This window comes from Planococcus plakortidis, assembly GCF_001687605.2.
Taxonomy (GTDB): domain Bacteria; phylum Bacillota; class Bacilli; order Bacillales_A; family Planococcaceae; genus Planococcus; species Planococcus plakortidis.
On sequence record NZ_CP016539.2, the window covers coordinates 2802056 to 2824616 of the forward strand.

26 protein-coding genes are annotated in these 22561 nt (G+C 51.1%); 10 read left to right on the forward strand and 16 right to left on the reverse strand.

The window, feature by feature from the left end; all coding sequences use genetic code 11:
• The gene (locus BBI15_RS14025; RefSeq protein WP_068870466.1) at positions 1–1020 is read left to right on the forward strand and encodes an SEC-C metal-binding domain-containing protein; all 1020 of its coding nucleotides are present in this window, start codon (positions 1–3) and stop codon (positions 1018–1020) included.
• Between the two features lie 36 nt (positions 1021–1056).
• Here BBI15_RS14025 and BBI15_RS14030 read toward each other — a convergent pair whose 3' ends face one another.
• Complete coding sequence (locus BBI15_RS14030) at positions 1057–1233, reverse strand: hypothetical protein (RefSeq protein ID WP_157101671.1); 177 nt, start codon at positions 1231–1233, stop codon at positions 1057–1059.
• 369 nt (positions 1234–1602) lie between these two features.
• Here BBI15_RS14030 and BBI15_RS14035 point away from each other — a divergent pair, with 369 nt between their 5' ends.
• Positions 1603–2121, forward strand: a complete 519-nt coding sequence (locus BBI15_RS14035; protein WP_068870470.1) for a DUF421 domain-containing protein — start codon at positions 1603–1605, stop codon at positions 2119–2121.
• A 10-nt stretch (positions 2122–2131) separates the two neighbouring features.
• Here the strand turns inward: BBI15_RS14035 and BBI15_RS14040 are convergent, their stop codons facing one another.
• Positions 2132–2608 (reverse strand): acyl-CoA thioesterase, encoded by a 477-nt coding sequence (locus tag BBI15_RS14040; protein ID WP_068870472.1) that lies wholly within the window; start codon positions 2606–2608, stop codon positions 2132–2134.
• Between the two features lie 138 nt (positions 2609–2746).
• Between BBI15_RS14040 and BBI15_RS14045 the strand changes: the two genes are divergently transcribed.
• Positions 2747–3577 (forward strand): AAC(3) family N-acetyltransferase, encoded by an 831-nt coding sequence (locus BBI15_RS14045; RefSeq protein WP_068870474.1) that lies wholly within the window; start codon positions 2747–2749, stop codon positions 3575–3577.
• Between the two features lie 81 nt (positions 3578–3658).
• On the opposite strand, the gene BBI15_RS14050 is transcribed toward BBI15_RS14045, so the two are convergent.
• From BBI15_RS14050 to adh, 4 genes are all read right to left on the reverse strand, one after another.
• Positions 3659–4246, reverse strand: a complete 588-nt coding sequence (locus BBI15_RS14050) for a Fic/DOC family protein (protein ID WP_068870476.1) — start codon at positions 4244–4246, stop codon at positions 3659–3661.
• Positions 4239–4427 (reverse strand): hypothetical protein, encoded by a 189-nt coding sequence (locus tag BBI15_RS14055; protein WP_058382723.1) that lies wholly within the window; start codon positions 4425–4427, stop codon positions 4239–4241. Before BBI15_RS14055 ends, BBI15_RS14050 begins: the two co-directional genes overlap by 8 nt.
• Positions 4428–4607: 180 nt before the next feature.
• Positions 4608–4967, reverse strand: coding sequence for a DUF779 domain-containing protein (locus tag BBI15_RS14060; RefSeq protein WP_068870478.1), 360 nt, complete (start codon positions 4965–4967; stop codon positions 4608–4610).
• Positions 4968–4986: 19 nt separating this feature from the next.
• Positions 4987–6507: an aldehyde dehydrogenase gene (gene adh, locus BBI15_RS14065; RefSeq protein WP_068870480.1), complete on the reverse strand. Its 1521-nt coding sequence runs from the start codon at positions 6505–6507 to the stop codon at positions 4987–4989.
• A gap of 211 nt (positions 6508–6718) precedes the next feature.
• Between adh and rluF the strand changes: the two genes are divergently transcribed.
• Complete coding sequence (gene rluF, locus BBI15_RS14070) at positions 6719–7426, forward strand: 23S rRNA pseudouridine(2604) synthase RluF (protein WP_068870482.1); 708 nt, start codon at positions 6719–6721, stop codon at positions 7424–7426.
• A gap of 11 nt (positions 7427–7437) precedes the next feature.
• Entirely contained in the window at positions 7438–8154 is a 717-nt protein-coding gene (locus BBI15_RS14075) for a DUF6904 family protein (protein ID WP_068870484.1), read from the forward strand.
• 34 nt (positions 8155–8188) lie between these two features.
• Here the strand turns inward: BBI15_RS14075 and BBI15_RS14080 are convergent, their stop codons facing one another.
• Both BBI15_RS14080 and BBI15_RS14085 read right to left on the reverse strand, forming a co-directional pair.
• A complete protein-coding gene (locus tag BBI15_RS14080; protein WP_068870486.1) occupies positions 8189–8488 on the reverse strand; it encodes an AraC family ligand binding domain-containing protein in 300 nt (99 codons plus the stop codon).
• 29 nt (positions 8489–8517) lie between these two features.
• Entirely contained in the window at positions 8518–8943 is a 426-nt protein-coding gene (locus tag BBI15_RS14085; protein WP_068870488.1) for a CBS domain-containing protein, read from the reverse strand.
• Between the two features lie 193 nt (positions 8944–9136).
• On the opposite strand from BBI15_RS14085, the gene BBI15_RS14090 reads away from it, so the two are divergent.
• On the forward strand, positions 9137–9907 hold the full coding sequence (locus tag BBI15_RS14090; protein WP_068870489.1) for a SurA N-terminal domain-containing protein: 771 nt from the start codon (positions 9137–9139) through the stop codon (positions 9905–9907).
• Between the two features lie 69 nt (positions 9908–9976).
• On the opposite strand, the gene BBI15_RS14095 is transcribed toward BBI15_RS14090, so the two are convergent.
• The 4 genes from BBI15_RS14095 to BBI15_RS14110 form a co-directional block, all read right to left on the reverse strand.
• Entirely contained in the window at positions 9977–10699 is a 723-nt protein-coding gene (locus BBI15_RS14095; RefSeq protein ID WP_068870491.1) for an amino acid ABC transporter ATP-binding protein, read from the reverse strand.
• A 12-nt stretch (positions 10700–10711) separates the two neighbouring features.
• The gene (locus tag BBI15_RS14100) at positions 10712–11380 is read right to left on the reverse strand and encodes an amino acid ABC transporter permease (RefSeq protein WP_068870493.1); all 669 of its coding nucleotides are present in this window, start codon (positions 11378–11380) and stop codon (positions 10712–10714) included.
• A 31-nt stretch (positions 11381–11411) separates the two neighbouring features.
• Positions 11412–12248: a transporter substrate-binding domain-containing protein gene (locus BBI15_RS14105; RefSeq protein WP_068870494.1), complete on the reverse strand. Its 837-nt coding sequence runs from the start codon at positions 12246–12248 to the stop codon at positions 11412–11414.
• Between the two features lie 73 nt (positions 12249–12321).
• Complete coding sequence (locus tag BBI15_RS14110; RefSeq protein ID WP_335645689.1) at positions 12322–13167, reverse strand: MurR/RpiR family transcriptional regulator; 846 nt, start codon at positions 13165–13167, stop codon at positions 12322–12324.
• A 262-nt stretch (positions 13168–13429) separates the two neighbouring features.
• On the opposite strand from BBI15_RS14110, the gene BBI15_RS14115 reads away from it, so the two are divergent.
• From BBI15_RS14115 to BBI15_RS14130, 4 genes are read left to right on the forward strand one after another with little or no spacing between them, the layout of a single operon-like run.
• Positions 13430–14182, forward strand: a complete 753-nt coding sequence (locus tag BBI15_RS14115) for a carotenoid biosynthesis protein (RefSeq protein WP_068870498.1) — start codon at positions 13430–13432, stop codon at positions 14180–14182.
• Positions 14179–14856 (forward strand): lysophospholipid acyltransferase family protein, encoded by a 678-nt coding sequence (locus BBI15_RS14120; protein ID WP_068870499.1) that lies wholly within the window; start codon positions 14179–14181, stop codon positions 14854–14856. The genes BBI15_RS14115 and BBI15_RS14120 overlap by 4 nt, the downstream gene beginning before the upstream one ends.
• The gene (locus BBI15_RS14125) at positions 14853–15956 is read left to right on the forward strand and encodes a glycosyltransferase family 2 protein (RefSeq protein WP_068870501.1); all 1104 of its coding nucleotides are present in this window, start codon (positions 14853–14855) and stop codon (positions 15954–15956) included. The genes BBI15_RS14120 and BBI15_RS14125 overlap by 4 nt, the downstream gene beginning before the upstream one ends.
• The gene (locus BBI15_RS14130) at positions 15953–17437 is read left to right on the forward strand and encodes a phytoene desaturase family protein (protein ID WP_068872612.1); all 1485 of its coding nucleotides are present in this window, start codon (positions 15953–15955) and stop codon (positions 17435–17437) included. The genes BBI15_RS14125 and BBI15_RS14130 overlap by 4 nt, the downstream gene beginning before the upstream one ends.
• Before the next feature lie 61 nt (positions 17438–17498).
• Here the strand turns inward: BBI15_RS14130 and BBI15_RS14135 are convergent, their stop codons facing one another.
• The 4 genes from BBI15_RS14135 to BBI15_RS14150 form a co-directional block, all read right to left on the reverse strand.
• Positions 17499–18329, reverse strand: coding sequence for a phytoene/squalene synthase family protein (locus BBI15_RS14135; protein ID WP_084633056.1), 831 nt, complete (start codon positions 18327–18329; stop codon positions 17499–17501).
• Entirely contained in the window at positions 18329–19780 is a 1452-nt protein-coding gene (locus BBI15_RS14140; RefSeq protein ID WP_068870504.1) for a phytoene desaturase family protein, read from the reverse strand. The genes BBI15_RS14135 and BBI15_RS14140 overlap by 1 nt, the downstream gene beginning before the upstream one ends.
• Positions 19777–21303, reverse strand: coding sequence for a phytoene desaturase family protein (locus BBI15_RS14145; protein ID WP_068870506.1), 1527 nt, complete (start codon positions 21301–21303; stop codon positions 19777–19779). The genes BBI15_RS14140 and BBI15_RS14145 overlap by 4 nt, the downstream gene beginning before the upstream one ends.
• Before the next feature lie 542 nt (positions 21304–21845).
• Entirely contained in the window at positions 21846–22409 is a 564-nt protein-coding gene (locus BBI15_RS14150; RefSeq protein ID WP_068870507.1) for a 3D domain-containing protein, read from the reverse strand.
• Positions 22410–22561 lie beyond the last annotated feature (152 nt).

The window sequence follows — 22561 nt, forward strand, 5'->3', positions numbered from 1 at the left end:
ATGGTAGGAAGAAATGACCCGTGCCCATGTGGCAGCGGCAAGAAATATAAAAAATGTCACGGGAAACAACAGACAGTTTCCATCAATGATCTGGTGAACGAAGAGCTGTTCCAAGTCAGGCAGCAATTCTTCTCGGAAAACCCGAACCGTGACCAGTTGACGGATTTCCGCGCGCTCCAACAGGAATGGCAGCCGCGCTTGATGAAATCGATGGCGGAAAACGATGCACAGGCGTTTGTCATCGAGAACTTCCTGTTCATGCAAAAACCGGAACTATGGCAAAACTTCCTGGCTAAGCATATCGAACAGACACAGCGCCCAACGACAAAAGAAGTATTGGAACAATGGCCTAACTTCCGCGTCTTCCTTGGCCAATTGGTCTCTGGCGATACACAAAAAGCGGAATTGAAAGACGCTTTCACAGGTGAAACTTATGTCATGGCTGACCAGCCGCCGACGGATATGGAAGAAAACCAAGGGCTTCTTGCGATTCTTCTCCCGGATGCGCGCGCAGGCGAGAAAGGCATCCTGTTCTTGAACGGTTATTTGACGATCGTCGGTAAATTCGCCCTATTCTTCGAGCAGCTGCAAAAACGCATCGAAGAAAAAGGCGCATCAGCGAACGAAGACTATCTTCGCGAGCATTATCTTGAAGTGGTCGAGCATATCGTCCAATACTCTACCGGCGCTGTCGAGGAAAGCATTGAGCTTTCACCGGAGCATCAATCCGTCATGGACGAATTGAAAAAACACATCGACGAAGCGGACTTCGACGAAGAAACCGTGACCAATGTGACAAGCATCCTCAACAGCTATCTGGTCAGCCAGCAGCCGACCGTCCAGAAACCGGAAGCACTCGTCGCCGGCTACTGGCGCTTCCTGCAGGACCACGAACTGATTCAAGGGCCGATGCTTTCTGCAAAAGACTTGAGCGAGAAATTCGGCGTCTCATCCAGCACGATCCTGAAACGTTCCAAAGAGTTCGGGTCTTATTTTGAAGAACTGCTAGCTAAAAAATAAATGAGGGAAAGCACCGGAATGAATCCGGTGCTTTTTTCAATCGCCATTCTTCCGCCTGAACGTGATCAGGATATACAGCAAGATCCCGGAAACAGCAAAGAACAAATATACACGCCAAAACGCGCCGCTCAGCCAAGGGGCGGATGCAAAACCAAGCCAATTGTTCAACACGGTAAACAAGAACAGGGCACTGCCAAGAAAAAACAAGCTCATTCCTACACTCCGGAAAAAATTGGGGACCACTTTCATCTGTCCATCTCTCCTCTCCTCATGCCTCTCCTTATTTTCACTATTCCCGAAAGAAGATGGCTTTAACGGGGCAAATGACTGGCTACGGTTCAATTTCCACTTCTTGTTCCTGCTCTTTGGAAACTATCCACAAAACTCCGTTTTATGTGCCAATTTCGGGGGAAACCCCTTTATAAGCGCAAAAAACGGCAGTTATGCACAATATTTATTAAAAAGCCGTGGGTTATGTGGGTAAATGACTAAATTTACAGTCGATTTTTATGATTAATGGAGTTATTCACATGTTGATAAGTTTCCCTTATCCTTTTGCAGCATCAAAGGAGGAAGAGCCTTATGTTTGAAATAAGCTTGGATAGTTTTACACGGATCATCACGGTGGGTGTCCTGGCGTATATCGGATTATTGGCGTTCTTGAGAACCTCAGGAAAGCGGACCTTAACGAAGCTCAACGCCTTCGACCTTGTCGTGACCGTGGCTTTGGGCTCCACCCTGGCCACGATCCTGCTCGACAGCAAAATCAGCTTATGGGAAGGCCTTACCGCATTTGCGGTCCTGATCGTCCTGCAGTATTTGATCACCTTCACGGCTGTGCGTTCGAAAAGTTTCAATAAACTGATCAAATCAGAGCCGCGCCTGTTATTTTCGGAAGGTGAGTTCCTGACACAAGCCATGCGCGATGAACGCATCAAGGATATCGAGATCATGCAAGCGGTGCGCAATTCAGGCGAAGGCGACCTGCAGAACGTCAAAGCCGTCATCCTCGAAACGGATGGCAGCATGTCGGTCATCACCAATCAAACAGGCGACGCGCTCGCGAATGTCAAAAAGGATGTAAAAAAGGATCCCTTGTAGGATCCTTTTTTTATCTTGGTGTCTTGGCTCGTTGTTTCCTATGTTCCCGGCGTGCAGGAGCTGATTCAAAGAACAGCTTCTCCCCCTCTGTTTCTGGATAGACCGGCGGGACCGGTGTCGGCTTTCCATCCTCGCCGATCGCGACCAAAGTCAAAAACGATTCGGTCGTCAAACGTTCTTCTCCGGTTTCGAGATTTTTCGATTTGACGCGCACATACACTTCCATCGAGGTTCTGCCGGTTGATGTGACATTCGCCTCCAATTCGAGGACGTCTCCGACTTTTGCAGAAGACAGAAAATCCACCGAGTCGATCGAAGCAGTGACTACGATATGGCGGCCCGCATGCTTCATGGCCGAAATGCCCGCAATTTCATCGATATAAGCCAACACTTTTCCGCCAAAAATCGATTCCATATGATTGGTGTCGGGCGGGAGCACAAGCTTTGTCTGTATCGTCCGTGATTGACGCATAGGTTTCGCTTCCATGTATATTCCCCCTCTTTCCTTATCAAGGCTATTCCCGTTGCACAAAAAGTTCAACCCTCCACGTGCCCATTCCATTTGAAAAATAAAAACCGCAATTCCTCCTTAATGATAAAATGGAAAAAAGGGGGAAACAAATCCATGTCTGATCTTTTTCAAATCCTGAACACACCGGATTTCCAATCTAAAGATTCTTTGAAACAGCAATTACAAGAACTCGGGGTTGCAGCAGGCGACCACCTCATCGTCCACTCCTCATTGAAGTCGATGGGCTGGATTGCCGGAGGCGCGCAGGCGGTCGTTGAAGCCTTGATGGAAGTCATCACTCCCGAAGGCACACTTGCCATGCCTTCACAGTCTGCAGACAATTCCGATCCGATCTACTGGATGGCACCGCCGATTCCTGAGAATTGGCATCAGCCGACACGCGAGCAGATGCCGGCCTTTGATCCTGACCTGACGCCCATGCGCGGGATGGGAAAAATACCTGAATGTCTCCATCGCCATCCAGCGACGATCCGAAGCCCGCATCCGACCCACTCATTTATCGCCTGGGGACGCCTTGCCGCTGAATGGATGGCGGAACAGCCGCTTGAGGATTCGTTCGGCCCATCCTCGCCCCTTGGAAAAATGATGAACCACCCCGTGAAGATCCTGCTGATTGGCACTGGATTCGATTCATGTACGGCGCTCCACTATGCAGAATTTATACAGCCGGAGCGGACAACATCCCCGCAAGGCGCAGCGATGTACGTCAATGGAGAGCGGCAATGGGTTACGTATGACTGTGTTGATATGGATTCAGACCGCTTTCCGGAAATCGTTAAAGACTTTCCGGGAATCATCACAAGAGGAGTTCTCGGACAAGCTGAAACACAGCTCACTGAAATGCGACCGCTGGTGGAATTCGCCATCGATTGGCTCAAAAGACATCCTGTCCGTTCGGAAAAGGATGGATTGAACACGCCATAAGCAAAATATTAAAAAGGCTGAAGCAACGGAATTTTCCATTGCTTCAGCCTTTCTGCTGCCAAAGAAGCACTGCCGGCATCTTCAGCTGATGATTTCTCCTAGTAGCGTTTCCAGCCGCTCATTGTCTTTATTAAAAGAATCCACAAATGCGTTAATGATATGAGCGGGTTCTCCGATCTTCGCCCAATCCAGCCGATAGCCGGCATTCAACGCAAGCTGGCGGGCAAATTCACGGATCGTCCTGCCATTGCCTTCACGGAAAGGATGGAGCGCATTCAGTTCCGCCAGATAATATGCGAGACGCTGGATAAAAACCTCTTTCGTTAAGCCTTTCAGATAAGCTTCTTCAGCCAATTCATCGAAAAGCTGCTTTAACTGGCCTGCCAAATGTTTCGGATGGGCGAATGTAGAACTTCCTTTTGACGTCATTTCCTCGCGAAGCTTCCCTGCAAAAGGGTAGACGTCCTGCAGCAAGCAGCGGTGGATATCGAGCAGCACGTTGAGATCGGTTGGATCTTTAGGCTTTTGCAGTTGCAGTTCCGACAAGCGATATAGGGCATAGACCGTTTCCAATTCCTTCAGTTTGTCTTCGTCGCGGATATCGAACGCATTCACCAGCACATCGGTTCCAGGGTAGCAGTACATCGACGTGTGCTGGTATTTAGACATCGAAACGTGCTTTGATGGCCTGATGGAATTGAGCTTCCGTCCGTTCCCCGGTCAGGACAGAGCGGACAAAATTCCGGTCTTCATGGGTCACATCAAACCCCTCCGTTACGAGAGAGTGTGCGGCGCAGGAAATCGCGTGATTTGCTTGTTCATGGGATACCCGGTTAGCTAAATTCGTCACATGGATGACCACCTTTCATTCTGTCATTATACCATTTCAGAGCCGATTTTTCCATGATTCACACTCGCTCGAAAATGGCTGGAATGGCTCCACGAAAGCCTTTTCCGGTCTCCCCCACCCGTATTTCCATCCGGTTTGCGAACGCAAAAATCCCGGATGCCGAACATCCGGGATTTCCGCTTATCGATTTTGGAGTTCTTCGTTTTCCTCCTCGGTAAAGACGCGCGATCGGGTCAGGAATCGCTTCCCTTCTGCCCCTTCGAGCGAAAACATTCCACCGCGCCCTGGCACGGCATCGATGATCAATTGCGTGTGGCTCCAATAGTCAAACTGGCTCTTATGCATATAAAACTCGCTGTCGCCGACGACACCCATCAATACGTCCTGGTCCCCCACCATCAGATCACCTTTTGGATAGCACATCGGCGAACTGCCATCACAGCAGCCTCCCGATTGATGAAACATCAAAGGTCCGTGCTTTTCCTTTAATGTGTTGATCAGCTCCAAGGCGGCGTCCGTCGCGATTACCCGTTCTGTCATGGCTAGCCCTTCTTTCCGATCAGAAGAATCCAAGCTTATCTTCGCTGTAGCTGACGAGCATATTCTTCGTATTCTGGTAATGGCTGAGCATCATCAAGTGGTTTTCACGCCCGAATCCGGACATTTTGTAGCCGCCGAATGCTGCGTGTGCAGGGTACTGGTGATAGCAGTTTGTCCATACACGGCCAGCTTGGATGCCGCGGCCGAAACGGTAAGCCGTATTCGTATCGCGCGTCCAGATGCCCGCTCCAAGTCCGTAAAGCGTGTCGTTGGCGATTTCCATCGCTTCCTCTTTCGTTTTGAATGTCGCGACCGCAAGTACCGGCCCGAAAATCTCTTCCTGGAAAATGCGCATTTTGTTGTCGCCCTTGAAGACTGTCGGCTGGATGTAGAAGCCTTCCGAAAGATCGCCTTCCATTCGGTTACGGTCTCCTCCTGCCAGCACTTCTGCGCCTTCCTGCTTTCCGATTTCAAGATAGGATTGGATTTTCTCCAATTGCTCAGTCGATGCCTGGGCTCCCATCATCGTGGCCGGATCCAGCGGGTTGCCGGTCTTGATTTCTTCCACGCGCTTGAGGGCGCGCTTCATGAATTCCTCGTAGATGTCTTCCTGGATCAATGCGCGGGATGGGCATGTGCATACCTCGCCTTGGTTCAATGCGAACATGACGAACCCTTCCACTGCTTTATCAAGGAATGCATCGTCCTGGTCCATGACATCTTTGAAGAAGATGTTCGGTGATTTCCCGCCCAGTTCGAGCGTTACCGGAATCAGGTTCTGCGACGCATATTGCATGATCATGCGGCCAGTCGTCGTTTCGCCTGTGAAGGCGATTTTGCTGATACGTGGGCTTGAGGCAAGCGGCTTGCCTGTTTCGATCCCGAATCCGTTGACGATGTTGACCACACCCGGAGGCAGCAGGTCACCGACCAATTCAGCCCATACAAGGATGCTGACCGGTGTTTGTTCAGCCGGCTTCAAGACGATGCAGTTTCCGGCCGCAAGCGCCGGGGCCAATTTCCATACCGCCATGAGCAGCGGGAAGTTCCAAGGAATGATCTGGCCGACCACGCCTAGTGGCTCATGGAAATGATAAGCGACCGTATCGTTGTCGATTTGGCTGATTCCGCCTTCCTGCGCGCGGATCGCGCCCGCGAAATAACGGAAATGGTCGATTGCGAGCGGCAAATCGGCATTCAGGGTTTCACGGACCGCTTTCCCGTTGTCCCAGGTCTCGGCTACAGCCAGCATCTCCAGGTTCTCTTCCATGCGGTCAGCGATCTTCAGGAGGATATTGCCGCGCTCTGTCGTGGACGTTTTCCCCCATGCTTCTTTTGCTGCGTGTGCCGCATCCAGCGCCGCCTCGACATCTTCAGCGCTTGAACGCGCCACTTTCGTGAATACCTTGCCGTTTACCGGCGAAAGGTTTTCGAAATACTGGCCGTTTTTCGGCGCTTGCCATTTGCCGTTTATATAATTATCGTACTGCTCTTTAAAATTTACTTTTGCCCCTTCTGTGTTTGGAATTGCATATACCATGACTACATCTCCCCTTTGCTTGTTTTGGCCCGTTCTATGTATACGCTTTCAAAATCCCCTGGGCGCATCATTCATTTCAGGGCTCACCTCTATATATTGTCAAATTAATCGGAAAATTGCAACTGTTATCCTACAAATTTTTTTATTATCAAGGCCATCTGCAGTATAATGGGACCAGACAGTGGAAATATACAAGCGAAAGGATTTTTTTATGCGAATCAATAAGTTTCTCAGCGAAACAGGCATCACTTCCCGCCGCGGGGCGGATAAATTCATCGAAGCCGGCCGCATCGAGATCAATGGCCAGAAAGCGGAGCTCGGCAGCAAAGTCGAACCCGGAGACGAAGTACGCGTCGACGGCAAAGTCATCCAGCAGCCGAAGCGTGCTTACGTTTACTTGGCGCTGAATAAACCGGTCGGCATCACCAGCACGACCGAGCGCCACATCGAAGGCAATATCGTCGACTTCATCAACCATCCTGAACGCATCTTCCATGTAGGGCGGCTCGATAAAGATTCAGAAGGGCTTATCCTTATGACCAATGACGGCGACATCGTCAATGAAATCCTGCGCGCCGAGCACGAACACGAAAAGGAATACATCGTGACGGTCGATAAGCCAGTTACCGATGAATTCTTGGAGAAGATGGAGAGCGGCGTCGAGATCCTCGATACGGTGACGCTTCCGGCCAAGGCTGAACGGATCGCCAAGCACGTGTTCAAGCTGACCTTGCAGCAAGGGCTCAACCGGCAGATCCGCCGCATGTGTTCAGCGCTCGGCTATGAAGTGAAGCGCCTGCAGCGCATCCGCATCATGAACATCCGCCTCGGCAATTTAAAGGCCGGCGAGTGGCGCGACCTGACAGAAGAAGAAAAACAGGAACTGTTCCGGCAGCTCGATTACCAACCGAAACGCTAAGGAGGCATTTTATGCTAAGCATGAAAACGACGCCGAACCATACCGGCGTCAAAATCAGCGGAGACTATTTCGATTTGGATGAACTGAACCAGGCCATCTACAAAGTCATCGGCAAAGAAGGCGAATACCATGGCTATGAGGGATCGCGCTTGCGGATCCTCGGCGTTTCCTATGAAATCCGCCATGCCGTGCAAGGCGACCGCAACGTCGAGTTCGTCTTCAACGGTTTGCATGAGCATACGAAAAAACAGCACGGCTTTATCGCACCCGACAAGAACATTTATTTCTCGGCGGAAGTGCTATGGCCAGAGCTTTTGTATGCCGCTTATGCACTCCGTGATTTCGTCCGGCTATACAGCGACAAGCGCGGCGGCCTGCTTGCTGACCCCTACGCGCCGGTAATCGCGAAATTCCAGGCGCTCGTCCTAGAATGCCTGCAAGGCCATGTGCCGGATGAAGAATATGCAAAGATCCTGGAAGCGTTCAGCAAATCGCCGGCGGTCAACGATTACGCGATCCAGTACGTCGACCTGCTGAACTTGAAATACATCGGCATGACCAAACAGCAGCGCGAAAAGAGCCTGTCCGCCATCGCCATGAAACTCACTCTACGGGATCGTGAATATCAGGCATTCCGCAAACAAGTCATCGATGCGGCCACTCCTGAAAAACGGGCGATCCATGAAATCGGCATCCAGGCCGAATACCCTGAACAAGTCGAATGGTAAAAAAACCTCTCGAGCCCATGCTCGAGAGGTTTTTTTACACATTGATTTGAAATACCAGCAAGTCGCTGTCTTCCGCTGCCAACAGCCGGTGATTTTCCATCGGGGCCAGGTGCAGGATATTTTCTGCTGTTGCCTCCACTGTCTTGCCATCTGATGTAAACTGCACACGCCCTTTCCGCACTACGATCACGACTTCTGCGTCCGCATTGTGCTCCGGGATGGCTTCCCCTTTGCGCAATTGGATGTTGATCACTTTGGCATTGGCCGTCTGCAGCACAGCTGCGCTTTTCTTCGCCTTCCCATCCAATACATACGGGGTTTCCTTCTTCTCCATTTCGCACCTCCGTTTCCATTCCGCTCAAGTCATCGCCGCGGCTTCGCTGGTTCTGAAACTTTTTCAAGCGCTGCTTCCGCTTCCTGCGGCGTCTTGCCCCTTACCGCAATATCGCCCAGCGAGACAATGCCGACCAGCTGTTCTTGGCGCACAATCGGCAAACGCCTTATTTGGTGCCTTGCCATCAACGAAGCCGCCTCTTCGACCGGCATTTCTTCGGTTCCGGTGATCAATGTTTCCGAAAAGATTTCCGAAACGGGCGCATCCATTTCCAGTTCTTCCGCAATGCCCCTCAGGACGATATCCCGGTCCGTAACGATGCCGATAATCTTCCCTTCCTCACAAATCGGAATCGACCCGACATTTATTTCGCGCATCTTGGCGGCGATATCCTGTATCTTCACATCGGGCGGGCACGCTTCTACATCCGTTGTCATTATTTCCGCTACCTTCATGCCGTCTCCTCCTTGCATTTACTCTATTAATAGTCTTTATCCTTTTTTGAAGGCTGAAAACGTCAATATCCAAAAGAAAGCAGTTTAACCCGTGTCGACCGGTTTTCCCGTTCCTGCTCAAGGGTTCTCGCTTCCCCTCAAATTCCGGGCTGTGTTACACTACCGGACATTATGCATCGGAAGGAGAATGACAATGATCAAAAAATGGTTTTTAGGCTTATCCCTTGGCACCTCACTCATCGTCTTATCAGCATGCGGCGGTGCCGATGAATCCATAGAAAATGAAAACACGCAACCTGAAACTGAACAACAAGCCCCTAGCGGCGGGGAAAACGCCGCACAGCCGGAAATGCCCGAGCCTGACTTAGAAGGCGTTCCCGAGGTCGTAGCAGAAGTGAATGGCGAGGAAGTGAGCAAAGAGGAGTTTGAAACAGCCTATACAGGGCAATTCCAGCAAGCGGCCATGCAAGCACAAATGTCCGGCCAGGAAATCGACCAGGACCAATTGAAAAATCAGTTGGCGGAAAGCATGGTCGGCCAGAAATTGCTCGTTCAGGAAGCTGAAAATCAGGAATTGACTGCGTCCAATGAAGAAGTGGACGAGACTTTGGAGCAATTGGCACAGCAAAACGGGCTCGAGTCGAAAGATGAATTCCTGACAGCCTTGAGCGAACAGGGCATGGCGGAAGATGAAGTCATGTCCCAGGTGGAGACACAAGTGAAAGTCGACCAGCTGATTGCAGAAGCTGCAGGGGATACCAAACCCAGCAACGAAGAATTGAAAGCTGCTTATGAACAGGTTAAAGCCCAGCAGGAACAAATGGGCAGTGAAGAAGAATTGCCTGCTTTTGACGAGCTGAAGCCGGAGCTTGAGGAACAAGTCAAAATGCAAAAAGAAAACGAAGCCACTCAAACACTCGTCGCGGAGCTCCGTGAAAAAGGAGACGTCACGATCAACCTTTAACCCAAAAAGCCCAGATCCGGTACCAGGATCTGGGCTTTTGACTGGTTCATTGGCTGGCTTAAGAGAATCTTATTCCACCAATTGAATGAATTGGCGCGTCCGCTCATGCTGCGGATTTTCGAAGAATGTCTTCGGGTCCGCCGACTCGATGATCTTTCCTTGGTCGATCATGATGATGCGGTCCGCCACTTCTTTGGCGAATTTCATCTCGTGTGTCACGACGACCATCGTCATGCCTTCTTCAGCGAGCTGCTTCATGACCTGAAGCACTTCCCCGACAAGCTCCGGATCGAGCGCTGAGGTCGGCTCATCGAAGAGCATCACTTTCGGTTCCATCGCAAGCGATCGGGCGATGGCGACACGCTGCTTCTGCCCGCCCGATAATTTGCTCGGGTAGACATCCGCCTTATCGCTCAAGCCGACTTTCTCCAATAGTTCCAGGCCGAGCTTTTTCGCTTTTTCTTTATTCATTTTCTTGACCGTGATCGGCGCTTCGATGACATTCTCGAGCACCGTCTTATGCGGGAAAAGATTGAAATGCTGGAACACCATGCCGACTTCGGCGCGGATCTTCGTTAAATTGTCTTTTTTCGGATCGACTTTCTTGCCGTCGATCGTGATGGATCCTTCATTAATCATCTCCAGGAAGTTAAAGCACCTGAGCAGCGTACTTTTGCCGGATCCGCTGACCCCGACCAGAACAACCACCTCTTGGGGTTTGACGTGGAGGTCCACGCCCTTCAACACCTCGAGATCACCAAAGGATTTGTGTATATTCTCTCCAATAATCATAACTGCTCCTCCTTAGGTTTTGTCCACATCAAGCCGATTTTCATACCAGCGCAGCAAGTATGTGAAGATCATGACGAGCACCAGGTAATAAAGCGCAACGACGATGAACGATTCAAACGGCTGGAATGATTGGGCCGCTTCCCGGTTGGCGAGGGAGAAAATCTCCGCGACACCGATGATATAGACAAGCGACGAATCTTTCAGCGTGATGATGAACTGGTTGCCAAGCGGCGGGATGGAACGGCGCAGCGCCTGCGGGAACACGATCCGTTGCATCGTCTGCTTGCGGTTCATCCCGAGCGACATACTCGCTTCGCGCTGCCCTGGGTCTACCCCTTGGATCGCCCCGCGGAAAATCTCCGCGATATAGGCGCCGTTATGGACGCCGAGCGCGATGGCGCCTGCCCAGAAATTCGACATCGTATAGATTTCCACGATCCCGAAGTACAGGAACATGATCTGCACGATCAACGGCGTACCGCGGATGATCGTGATATAGACATTGGCGATGCCTTGAAGGATTTTGGATCCCGAAATCTTCATCAAGGCGAACACCAAACCGATGAGCGTCCCCAAGATGACGCCGACCGCTGTCAATTGGAGCGTGACGACCGTAGCCTCAAGGAAGCCCGGATATGTGCGCATGAATACTTCAAAAACTGTCCCGAATAATTCAAACATAGACCAATCCCCCTTCTATCCCCAGCTCGTTTTAATTGAGAATTTCGATGCCTTCAAGATCGACATCGAGGAGGTCGCGCCCGAACCATTTTTCCGAAATCTCTGTGTATGTTCCATCTTCGATGATGGCCGCCAACGCTTCATTGATCGCCGCGAGCAATTCTTCATCTTCCGGGCGCACGGCTACAGCTGCTTGCTCGATCCACAGCGGGTCGCCGACCATCTCGATTTCAAGCCCGGCATTCTGCGCCTCAAATCCGACGACGTCTGCCGTGATGACGGCATCCAAGCGCCCTTCAACCGTCAAATCCTGCAAAGCGACGACATCGCTATTGTAGTATTGGATATCATCGGTATATTTCTGGGCCGCTGTATCGTACGTACTTTGCCCGACAACGCCGATTGTGGCGCCTTCAAGGTCTGCTTCCGACTGGATTTCCGTATTGCCTTCACGGACAAAGATCACGCCGCCCGAGTAGTAATATGGATCCGAGAAAGCGACTTGTTCTTCACGTTCTTCCGTAATCGCCATCGAGCCGAGGATGGCGTCAAAACGGTTGGAAGTCAACCCTTGGATGATCGTCTCCCAAGGCGTCGTCACCGGATTCGGCTCAAGGCCCATCTCTTCTGCAATGGCGTTGCCGATCTCGATATCGAAGCCGGTCAAATCGCCGCCTTCCTCGTAGTTGAACGGCTTGTACAAACCGCTTGATGCAGTCGTGAATTTGCCTTCTTCCACAAGGTTCAAATCGCTGCCTGCCCCTTCGCTTGATCCTTCCGAGCCGGTGGTTGAGTCATCCGATCCACAGGCTGCCAAAAGCATGCCTGCCGTTAAAATTACGCCTGCCGTTGTAAATTTTTTATTCATCTTGCTCTCCCCTTTTCGTGTATGTTTGACCAAAACGCCGGAGCGATTCGGGACGTGCCTGCAATGGGTTGGATTATATGAAGATGTCCTGGTCGCTATAAACCGCTTCGAGCTGTGCCAGCTTCGCTTTTACTTTCGCATGTTCTTTCACGTAGACAAAGCGCATGACCGACGTCAGTAATGCATGGACCGCCGTATAGGAATCGATGTTCAAGTTCGCATTGACGGATACCGTGAGCACAAGGTCTGCGCTCTTTGCAGCCGGTGAATCTTCCCTGTCGGTAAAGACAATCACTTCTGCCCCTTTGCGCTTCGCTTGGTCCAAAGTAGCCATCAAAGTGCGCGTATAGCGCGGGAATGCGAATGCGATAACGGTATCATGGGGGCTGAGTTCCGCCATCTGCCCATAATAGGCGGCGGTACCGGGCTGCATCATCTCGGTATTGCCGAGCGCGCTGCCAAGCCACCCCCCAAACCATTCAGCTAAGCCGAAGTCGAAGAAATTGCCTGTGACGTAACGCTGCCCAGACTTGCTGATGCAGTCGACCACTTGCAATAAATTTTCTTCATTGATCGTTTGCTTGAGCTTCAGGATGCTGGTGATGTCCGCATCGAGCAGGTTTTCAAGGAACGACTGGTCGGCAGCGGCAGGCTGTTCCTGCTGTGCATTATCCAGCCGCTCTTCGGCCAGCTTGCGCTGGAGCGTGTGCTGAAACTCTGTATAACCCCTATAACCGAGTTTCTGCGTCCACCGAATGACGGTCGACTCGCTGACCTGCACACGCTTGCCCACTTCCAATGCGGGCGAAAAAGCAATAAATATCGGTTCGCGGAAAAAAAGGTCTGCTATCTTTTTTTGCCCGGAACTGAAATCTTTATAAGAAGTTGATACACTTCGCAGTAAATCCTGCATATTCATTCCCCCATCGCAAGAACACGCTTAGTTGCTTGTAATATAGTATATACTTTTGCAGGATTCCCTGCAATATTTTACTGAAAATTCTGCTAGATGCCATGACATTTTTCTTAATAAATATGCCGTTGAATCAGCATCCACAGCAAAAATGCACAAATCAAAAAAATCCATCAGTCCGCACATTCTGCGCCCCGCCCTTTTCTTTCGCCTTTTCCAACTATTGTTGTACACTATTTGTATAACTAATTTAGATGGGGTGCTGCTTGTGAAATGGGAAGACCGGATTTTCAAGTTATTCATTTTTTGGTATATCTGCGGCGTCATCTTGTTGAGTTTCGATTTATTGCCATCCTGGCTGGAATGGGCCAATGCCTTCTTCTTGATCCTTGCCGGAACGCTCGGATTCCTTTACTTATGGCGTCGTTTCGGCCCGGCGATCGGCGGGTCGGCCGGCGTGCTCATTTTCTTTTCGACCTTCATCGTCGAATGGGCCGGGGCAGACAGCGGTTTCTTGTTCGGCTCCTATGACTACACCGACCGCTTCGCCCCGAATATCTTCGGGGTGCCGATTGCGATCGGTTTCGCATGGCTCATGGTCATGGCGACCAGCCACGTCATCGCCCGTTGGATCGTGCCGCGCGGCGGCCTTCTTTACGCGATTACCGGCGGCATTGCGGCTGTCATCATCGACTTGATCATCGATCCGGTCGCCTATCAAGTGAAAGGCTATTGGCTATGGGAAGATACAGGATTCTATTATGATATCCCGTGGACCAATTTCACCGGCTGGTTTATCGTAGCATTCACCCTCCACCTCATCCTTGACTTGGCATTTAAGAAACAAGGGCTCAAAGTGTCAGCGGGGCAGGCCGAAAAGCGCATGGCCCTTCTCTATGTGTTGATGATCGCCCTTTTCGTGCTGCTCGGGATGATCGGCGGATTGTGGCTGGCAGCCGCATTGACTTCCGTCCTGACGGCAGCGATTGTCGCTTTGGCGTGGAAGAGGCGCCCGCAATGATCCAGGCGAAAAAATCGGCGCTTTTCGAACGCGCATTCGCGACGTATTTGATGCCCTCAATCCAACGGTCGTTTTCGCACCTGTATGGCCGGAACATCCGCCCGCCCAAGGGTCCGGCATTGATCATTTCCAACCACAGTTCCTGGTGGGACGGGCTGTTGTTCTTTTTCCTGAACCGGCGCGTGTGGAATTTGGATGTCCATATCATGATGCACGAGCGCGGGCTCAAGAAATTCCCTTTTTTCCGCAGGCTCGGCGCCTTTTCCATTGACCGCAGCAACCCAAAAGACATCCTGGCTTCGCTGCGCTATGCCGAGAACTTATTGAAACAAGGCAAGACGGTCATCCTGTTTCCGCAAGGCGATGAATATCATTTGGAGACGCGCCCGTTGGAATTTCATACAGGCGTCCTTTATTTAATGGAGAAATGCCCGGAGGTCCCGCTTGTTCCGGTGCGCTTTTATTATTCAATGCGCCGGGAAAAACACCCTGAAGTGTGGATCGACCAGGGGGAAAGCTTGTCACTGGAGGAGATTCCGACAGGTTCGAGGCACGACAGGACCCTGTGGCTGCAGGAACATGAAACCGCTGCACTTGACCAGTTGAAGCAGCAAGTGCTCGAAGAGAATTACGGGGAATTCAAGGAGATGCTGAAAAGGAGGCGCTCGTCATGATCACGGCTTTGATCGCCATCCATATTGCTTTTTTCCTGTGGCTTGTCTTCAACCGACTGTTCTTGCCGGCGCTTCCGAAGCAGCCCATAGTGAAAGCAGAACCGCTTGTCTCCCTCCTCGTGCCGCTGCGCAACGAAGAGCGCAACGTGCCGACGATTATCCGCTCCTTAAAAGAAACGGACTGGGAAAGAGCCGAATTCATCCTGCTGAATGACCAATCGACCGATGGCACCCAGGCGGTGCTCGACCGTGAAATTGCAGGCGACAAGCGCTTCACCATTTTGCATGGCGTCGAGCTGCCTGACGGTTGGGTCGGCAAAGTCCATGCCTGCCATCAGCTGCAAAAACACGCGTCCGGTGATTACCTGTTCTTTATCGACGCCGATGTCCGCTTCCGCAAGCAGGCGGTGCGGCAGACCATCGGCTTGATGGAAAAACGCCGTGCCGCACTATTGTCCGGTTTCCCGGCTTTTGAAGTGCCGGTGTTCTTGAGTAAATTGCTTGTCCCCATGCTTCATTTCGTCATTTTATTCCACTTGCCATTGGCGCTGGCGAATTACGCAAAATTTCCTGCGGCCACCGCGGCAAACGGCATGTGGATGGCATTCGAGCGAAAAGCGTATGATGCGATCGGCGGGCACGAATCGGTGCGTGCCTCACTCGTAGAAGATGTACATATCGCGCGCACCTTGAAGCGAGCAGGCCATAAAGTGCTGCTCGCCAATATCACCTCATCGGTCAAATGCCGGATGTATGAAACAACAGGAGAAGTTTGGGAAGGCTTTTTGAAGAACAGCTACACAGGCATCGGGCGTTCGCCTTTGATCGCCATTGCCTTGACAATGTTCTACAGCATCTTCTATATCTTCCCGTTATTCCTTGCCGCAGCCGGCCTTGTGACAGCCAACTGGATGTGGCTAGTGCCATACGCACTGACCATTTTGCAGCGCTGGTATGTCGACATGGTGACTAATCAGCGCTGGTACTTGGCATTTCTTCTCCCGCTTCAAGCAGCAGCCATGCTCGCGGTCATGCTGACGGCCATGAAAAAATCCTTGAAGAATGAGCCCTATACATGGAAAGGCAGGCATTATTCATGAACCGACCACATATCGCCATCGTCGGTGGCGGGCTCGGCGGCTTATCCGCCGCAATCACGCTCGCGAACGCCGGCATGCACGTCACTCTATTCGAGAAGAACAGCCATTTCGGCGGCAAGCTGATGCCTGTCACACTCGGCAGCTATCGTTTTGATTTCGGCCCGAACACCATCACCATGCCGCATATCTTCCGCGAAGTCATCGAACAGACCGGCCGCGATCCGGACCGGTATTTCCAGCTCGAAAAGCTCGCTGTCCATACGCGCAACCATTTTCCCGATGGCAGCCACATCGACTTCACGGCAGACCGCGGGGAGATGATCCGCCAACTCGAAGCGCTGGATCCTTTCGCCGCCGGTAAATACGATGCGTTCTTATCCGAAGTCGCCCGTTTGTATCGCTCATCCGAACAGTATTTCTTTCCGCTGAGCTTCCAGTCGTACCGGGATTACTTGTCCCCATCACTCGGTGTGGCCATGCTGAAGGTACGGCCACTTGAATCGATGGACCATTTTTTCAGCCGCTATTTCAAGCACGAAGGACTGCGCCAGGCAGTCGGCCGCTATGCTACTTATATCGGTTCATCGCCTTATAAAGCCCCTGCCACCTTCGCGATGATCGCCCATCTCGAACTGTCGCAAGGCGTCTATTACGCAAAAGGCGGAAACGTGTCGATTGCACAGGGCTTTGCGCAAGTTGCAGCGGAATGCGGCGTCGAGATGTATCCTGAAACGGCCGTCACACGCATCTTGACGGAACAAGGCCAGGCGCGCGGCGTGGAACTTTCAGGCGGCGAACGGATTGCCGCCGATGCCGTCATCTTGAACGGGGATTTATTATCGGCATTTCCTGAATTGGTGGACGAAGCGGAGCGCCCTTCTTTCAAGGATGCAAAGCGCGACCGCTTCGAGCCGTCGATCTCGGCTTTTGTCATCACGGCTGGGCTCGACACCCGCTTGCCTGAACTGAAGCATCATAATGCCTTCTTTTCGGCCGATTACCCGCGTGAGTTCCATGAGTTGTTTAGCGATAAGCAATACAGCGGCGAGCCGACCATCTACATCAGCAACTCGTCCCATTCCGACCCTTCCGTATCGCCTGCCGGGGATAATTTGTTCATTCTCGTCAACGCACCGGCCCTGACCGCACAAGGTGACTTGCAGGTCGATCCCCAGCGATACAAAGAACGGATTTACGATTTACTGGAACATTACGGAATCACATTGCGCGGCCATATTGAAGAAGAACGGATTTTCACTCCTGAATTCATCCGCGACAAGTTCGGGGCCCATCGCGGCGCTTTATACGGGCCGTCTTCCAACCGCCCGAAAGATGCTTTCTTGCGCCCATCGAACGCAAGCCGCGACCTCAAGGGATTATTCTTTGTCGGCGGCAGCGTCCATCCAGGCGGCGGTTCCCCGATGGTCACATTGAGCGGCTTGAATGTAGCGCGACGCCTGATCGAAAGCTATTCATCCTGACATAAAAAAAGCTGTTTCCCCCCGTCAATTTTGACGAAGGGAAACAGCTTTTTTCTATTTCTCATAAGCATTGCAGGATGGACTGCTTGGAATCATCCGTGACGAAATGCTTTTCATGAAACACCGTATATTCTTTCGATCGGATCGTCGACAGGATTTCCCGGTAGACAAGCGCCGCCCCTTTAACGGGCACGCGGGAAGATAATGGATAATCATTGATCGTCTCAAACGCGCGCTCATAATGGAATTCCGCTATGCCAGCGAGCTCTTCCCAGACTTGGATGAATGATTCCGACACCGTCCCATTCCCAAGCGCTTCCTCGGCAAGTCCGTATTTCCGCATGATGTCCTGCGGCAAATAAATGCGGCCCATGGACAGGTCTTCCCCGATATCGCGAAGGATATTGGTAATCTGCATGGCATAGCCAAGCGAAATCGCGCCGTCTTTCAACAGCGCCGTGCGTCCCGGGGCCAATATCGGCAACAGCATCAGCCCGACCGTACTCGCTACGTGATAGCTATAATCCAATAGTTCATCAAGCGTACGGTAACGGTTGATCGTCAAATCCATTTCCTGGCCTTTGATCAATCCGTAAAAGGCGCTGGCGTCCATATCGTAACTTTCGAATACGTCTTCAAGCGCCAGCCACATCGGGTCGTCCCATTGGATCGAACCCGCCAGGAACTCATCGAAGTCTTTCCGGAATGCTCTCAGCTCAGTTTCAGGATGGCTGCCCTCATCGACGATATCATCGACTTTCCGGCAGAAGGCGTAGACTGCCCACACCGCTTTGCGCTTTTCTTTCGGCAACAGGGAAAATGCTTTATAAAAGCTCTTTGAATTATCGGCGATAATGCGTTCGCAATAGCTATAGGCTTGCTTCAATTCCATCATGAACCGCCCCTTTCTTTCAAATCGCCGTGGATTCTGTCGGCCAGTAATTTCGCTCCTTGCATGACGATAGGTATGCCGCCGCCCGGGTGGACAGAAGCACCCACCGCGTATAAATTCTCCGTGTCGCCCGGTTTGACCTGCGGGCGAAACACCCCGGATTGCCGCAATGTCGGGCCGATCCCGAAACTGCCGCCTTTGAACAAGCCGAACGCTTCTGCATCTTTCGGCGTTCGCACGTCCATCCATTCGATCGACTCGCGGATCCCCGGAAAAGACAGCGTCTCCATGCGCTCCAAAATACGCCCGATCCACTCTTCATCATTTTTCCAATCGATTTCTGTGCCTGAAGGAACCGGCACAAGTACGTAAAGCACCGATTTCCCTTCAGGGGCAAGCGAATCGTCAATGACAGAAGGATGGAATGTATAGAATGCCGGATTCTCCGTTTTATGCCCCCGGACAAATACGTCTTCCATATGTTCTTTATAATCATCACCGATAAAGAATTGGTGGACATTTACATCTTCATAAACTTTGTCCAATCCAAAATACAACAGCACACAACCTGAGGAAGGCGTAAATTCCTTCTGCTTTTTCGCTGGCGCCAATTGCTGGATTCCCGGGAAATCCCCGTTATAGACAATTGCATCATAAGGCTCGACGCCTGACTCTGTTTCGACCGCTGTCGCACGGCCTTCTTCTTTCAAGATGCGCTTGACGGGCGTGCCCAACCGGATTTCAACGCCCCGGCTGCGCAATTCCCGCTCCATGACGGGAATGATGCTTGCATAGCCGCCTTTCACATAATAGACGCCGTGTTCATGTTCACTGAACGGCACGAGCGAGTACATGCCCGGCGCCCGGTATGGATCCCCGCCGATATAGAGGGCCTGCAGGGAGTAGGCCAGCTGTAACCGCTCATCCCTGAAATAGGACTCCATCAATTTATGCACAGATTGCTGGGGTTTCAGTTTCATCAAGTTGCGGATATTGCGGAAAGTCCAGAAATCCGCTTTGCGGATGAAATCATGCTCCAGAAAAGCAGGCTTGCCGATATCGAAACGCTTCTTCCCTTCATCCATAAAGCGGATAAACCCTTCCCTATCATCCGGGAACTGCTCTTCGACTTCCTGTAATTGCCGCTCGCGCCCAGGGTATTTCGTATACACTTTGCCGTCTGTGAAACGGATTGTATAAAGCGGATCGCATAGTAATAATTCGATGCTTTCCGGATCGATTCCTGCCTGGGCGAATAAATCGCGGAACATTTCCGGCAATAAGACGATCGTCGGGCCTTCATCGATCCGGAAGCCGTCCCGTTCCACAAACGCCATCCTGCCGCCAAGTTTATGCTCTTTTTCGTAAATCATGACTTCATAGCCGAGCTTCGTTAAATACAACGCGCCCATCAATCCGCCGACACCGCCGCCGATCATCGCGATTCTCATGCAGTTCCCCTCGCTTTCGGAAGCGGGCCAATCGGGATTCCGGACCGCCCGTCTTCTTTCAGAATGCCATTGACCGTGATGCGGGCGGATTCCAGGATGGTCGGCAAGCCGCTGCCGGGATGTGTCCCGCCCCCGACCAGCCAGCAATTGCCGAGCTCCTCGAATTTATTGTGCGGGCGAAACACCATCATTTGCGATAATTGATGCCCTAAATTGAACGTGGCACCACGATAAACGGAGTAATCCGATTCCCAGCCGAACGGCGTCAGCATCTTCTCGACTTCGATATGGTCGCGCAGGTTCTTGAAATCGGTTTTTTCTTCAATGATGTCCAGCACCAATTCGCGGAAAGCTTCCTGTTCGTGCTCCCAACCGATATCGCTGAAATTATTCGGCACAGGTGCCAAAATATAAAGTGCCGATTTGCCTTCCGGAGCCAAGGTCGGATCCGTCACGCTGGCATTTTGGATATAGATCGACGGGTCCGCGGACAAAATGCGGGATTTCGTCATTTCTTCGACATTCTTCTGGTAATCTTTCGCAAAAACGATCGTGTGATGCGACAAATCGTATTTCTTATCCAGTCCCAAATAAAGCATGAACGTGGAACATGAATATTTTTTCTTGTCGAGCTTTTTCGGGGTGTATTTGTTCAAGATGCCTGGCTCTACCAGGTGGGTCATCACATGTGCAAAGTCGCCATTGATGACCACTTCATCCGCTGCTTCGCGGCTGCCGTCATACAAGTCGACGCCTTTTACATCGCGTCCCTCCACCCATAATTTCTGTACGCCTTTATTGAGATGGATGCGGCCGCCCATTTCCTTGACGGCTTTCGCCATCGCCGCAGACAATTGGTTGACACCGCCGATCGGATGGTAGATACCGTAGGCATGTTCCATATAGGACAGGATGGTGAACGCGCCTGGGCATTCCCAGGGGGACATGCCGAGGTATTTCGACTGGAACGCAAACGCCATCTTCAAGCGCTCATCTTTGAAGTAGCGGGACAAGACATCATAAAGTGTCTTGCCTGCTTCAAGTTCCGGAAGCGCTTTGATCACTTTCGGCTGCATAAGGTCCGTCATGCGGTCCATTTTCGTCTGCAACAACGGTGATAGCGCTTCAAGCTTCTTGCCGGTTTCTTTCATGAAACGCGCATAACCTTCCCCGTCGCCTTTGAAATTTTCATCAATTTGCTTGCGCATGGCTTCCGGGTCGCGCGTCATCACCAAATTCTGGTCTTCAAAGCGCAATTCATACATCGGGTCCAATTCGACCGCTTCCATATAATCGTGGACATTGCGGCCGGTCGCCTCGAATAATTCCTCCACCAGATGAAGCATGCTCAAAAACGTCGGCCCTGTATCAAAAGTAAAATCACCCAATGTCAATGCAGCATTGCGCCCGCCGATGCGGTCATTTTTTTCATATATATCGACTTGGTATCCTTTGCTCGCCAAGAGCATTCCTGCTGCCAAGCCTCCTGGCCCCGCTCCTATAATAATCATTCGTTTTGCCATTGCGTAAGCCCCCGTTTCGCTTCTTAAAAGTTATACAATATCTATACAAATAGTATATACGTCTCTTCCCTAAAAGACTAATTATTTAACCTTTTTATGGTGCTTGTTTTTTAATTCGTGGGATGCAATGAGTTTTGTCGGTGCTTTCGGGGAATCGCTTCTTGGATCCGGATATAGTGAGGGGTTGCTTGTGGAATTGTTTTTGCGCTTGGAATGAAGCTTCATTTACCTATTCGCCGCCTGGCTTTGGGTTGGCCTCTTGCCGTAAGCCAATGCAATGGCGAAAGGAAGTTGAGCCATTTCATTTGCGACGCATCTGCGTAGTAGATGTGGGAGCAAGGTGTTTGATGTGATGCTCGAATAAACTTTTTATCCTTGGCATCGGCTCACCCTGGACGCTTGGCGGCTGCGAGATGTCATTGATCGGAGTGTAGCTAATCAGATCTGCTTCTATAGTTAGTTGCCGGCTAGTGGGGGAATCGCTTCCTCAGATTAGCGTCTTGTAACAAAAAAACCCGGCTGACGGATCAGCCGGGTTTTGCTTATTTCAGGATTTTAATTTTTACGTTCTTGCGTCCCCATTTCAATGCTTTGTTGCGGTCTGGGATGAAGACATCGATTTTCTTGCCTTTGATGGCGCCGCCTGTATCGCCTGCGACAGCGTAGCCATAGCCTTCCACCCATACTTTCGTGCCAAGCGGGATGACTTTTGGATCGACTGCGATTACTTTAGCTCCAGGGTTCTTCTTCAAATTGATGCCGGTTCTGGTGATGCCCGAGCATCCTTTGCAATAGGCCGTGTAAGCTGTCGAGGAAACTGTAAATTCCTTCACCACTTTATCTTTGCTTGAAGATGGAGTCGATGGTTTGGAAATGGTTTGAGCCGTTGTTTTCTTCAATTTCAATTTTTGCTTCGGGTAGATCAAATTCGATTTCAAGCCATTCCAGGATTTCAGGTTATTGACCGAGACTTTTGTCTGTTGGGAAATTTTATAAAGCGTATCACCGCTTTTGACTGTATAAACATTCGATGCTGCAGAAGTCGTAAGTGAAGTGCCGAGCAACAAGAGCATTGCCATTCCTAAAGCCGCCAATAATTTTTTCAAGTTCCTATCCCCTTTGCGTATCGGATAATTGCGCCTTGCGTAAATCGTTTGAAAGCTTTTCAGTAAAAATAAAATAGCACGGCAAGGTTACAATCATGTGACAGCATTAGGCATATTTGATGACAATTGCGCTTTTTTTCGTGACAAAAGGA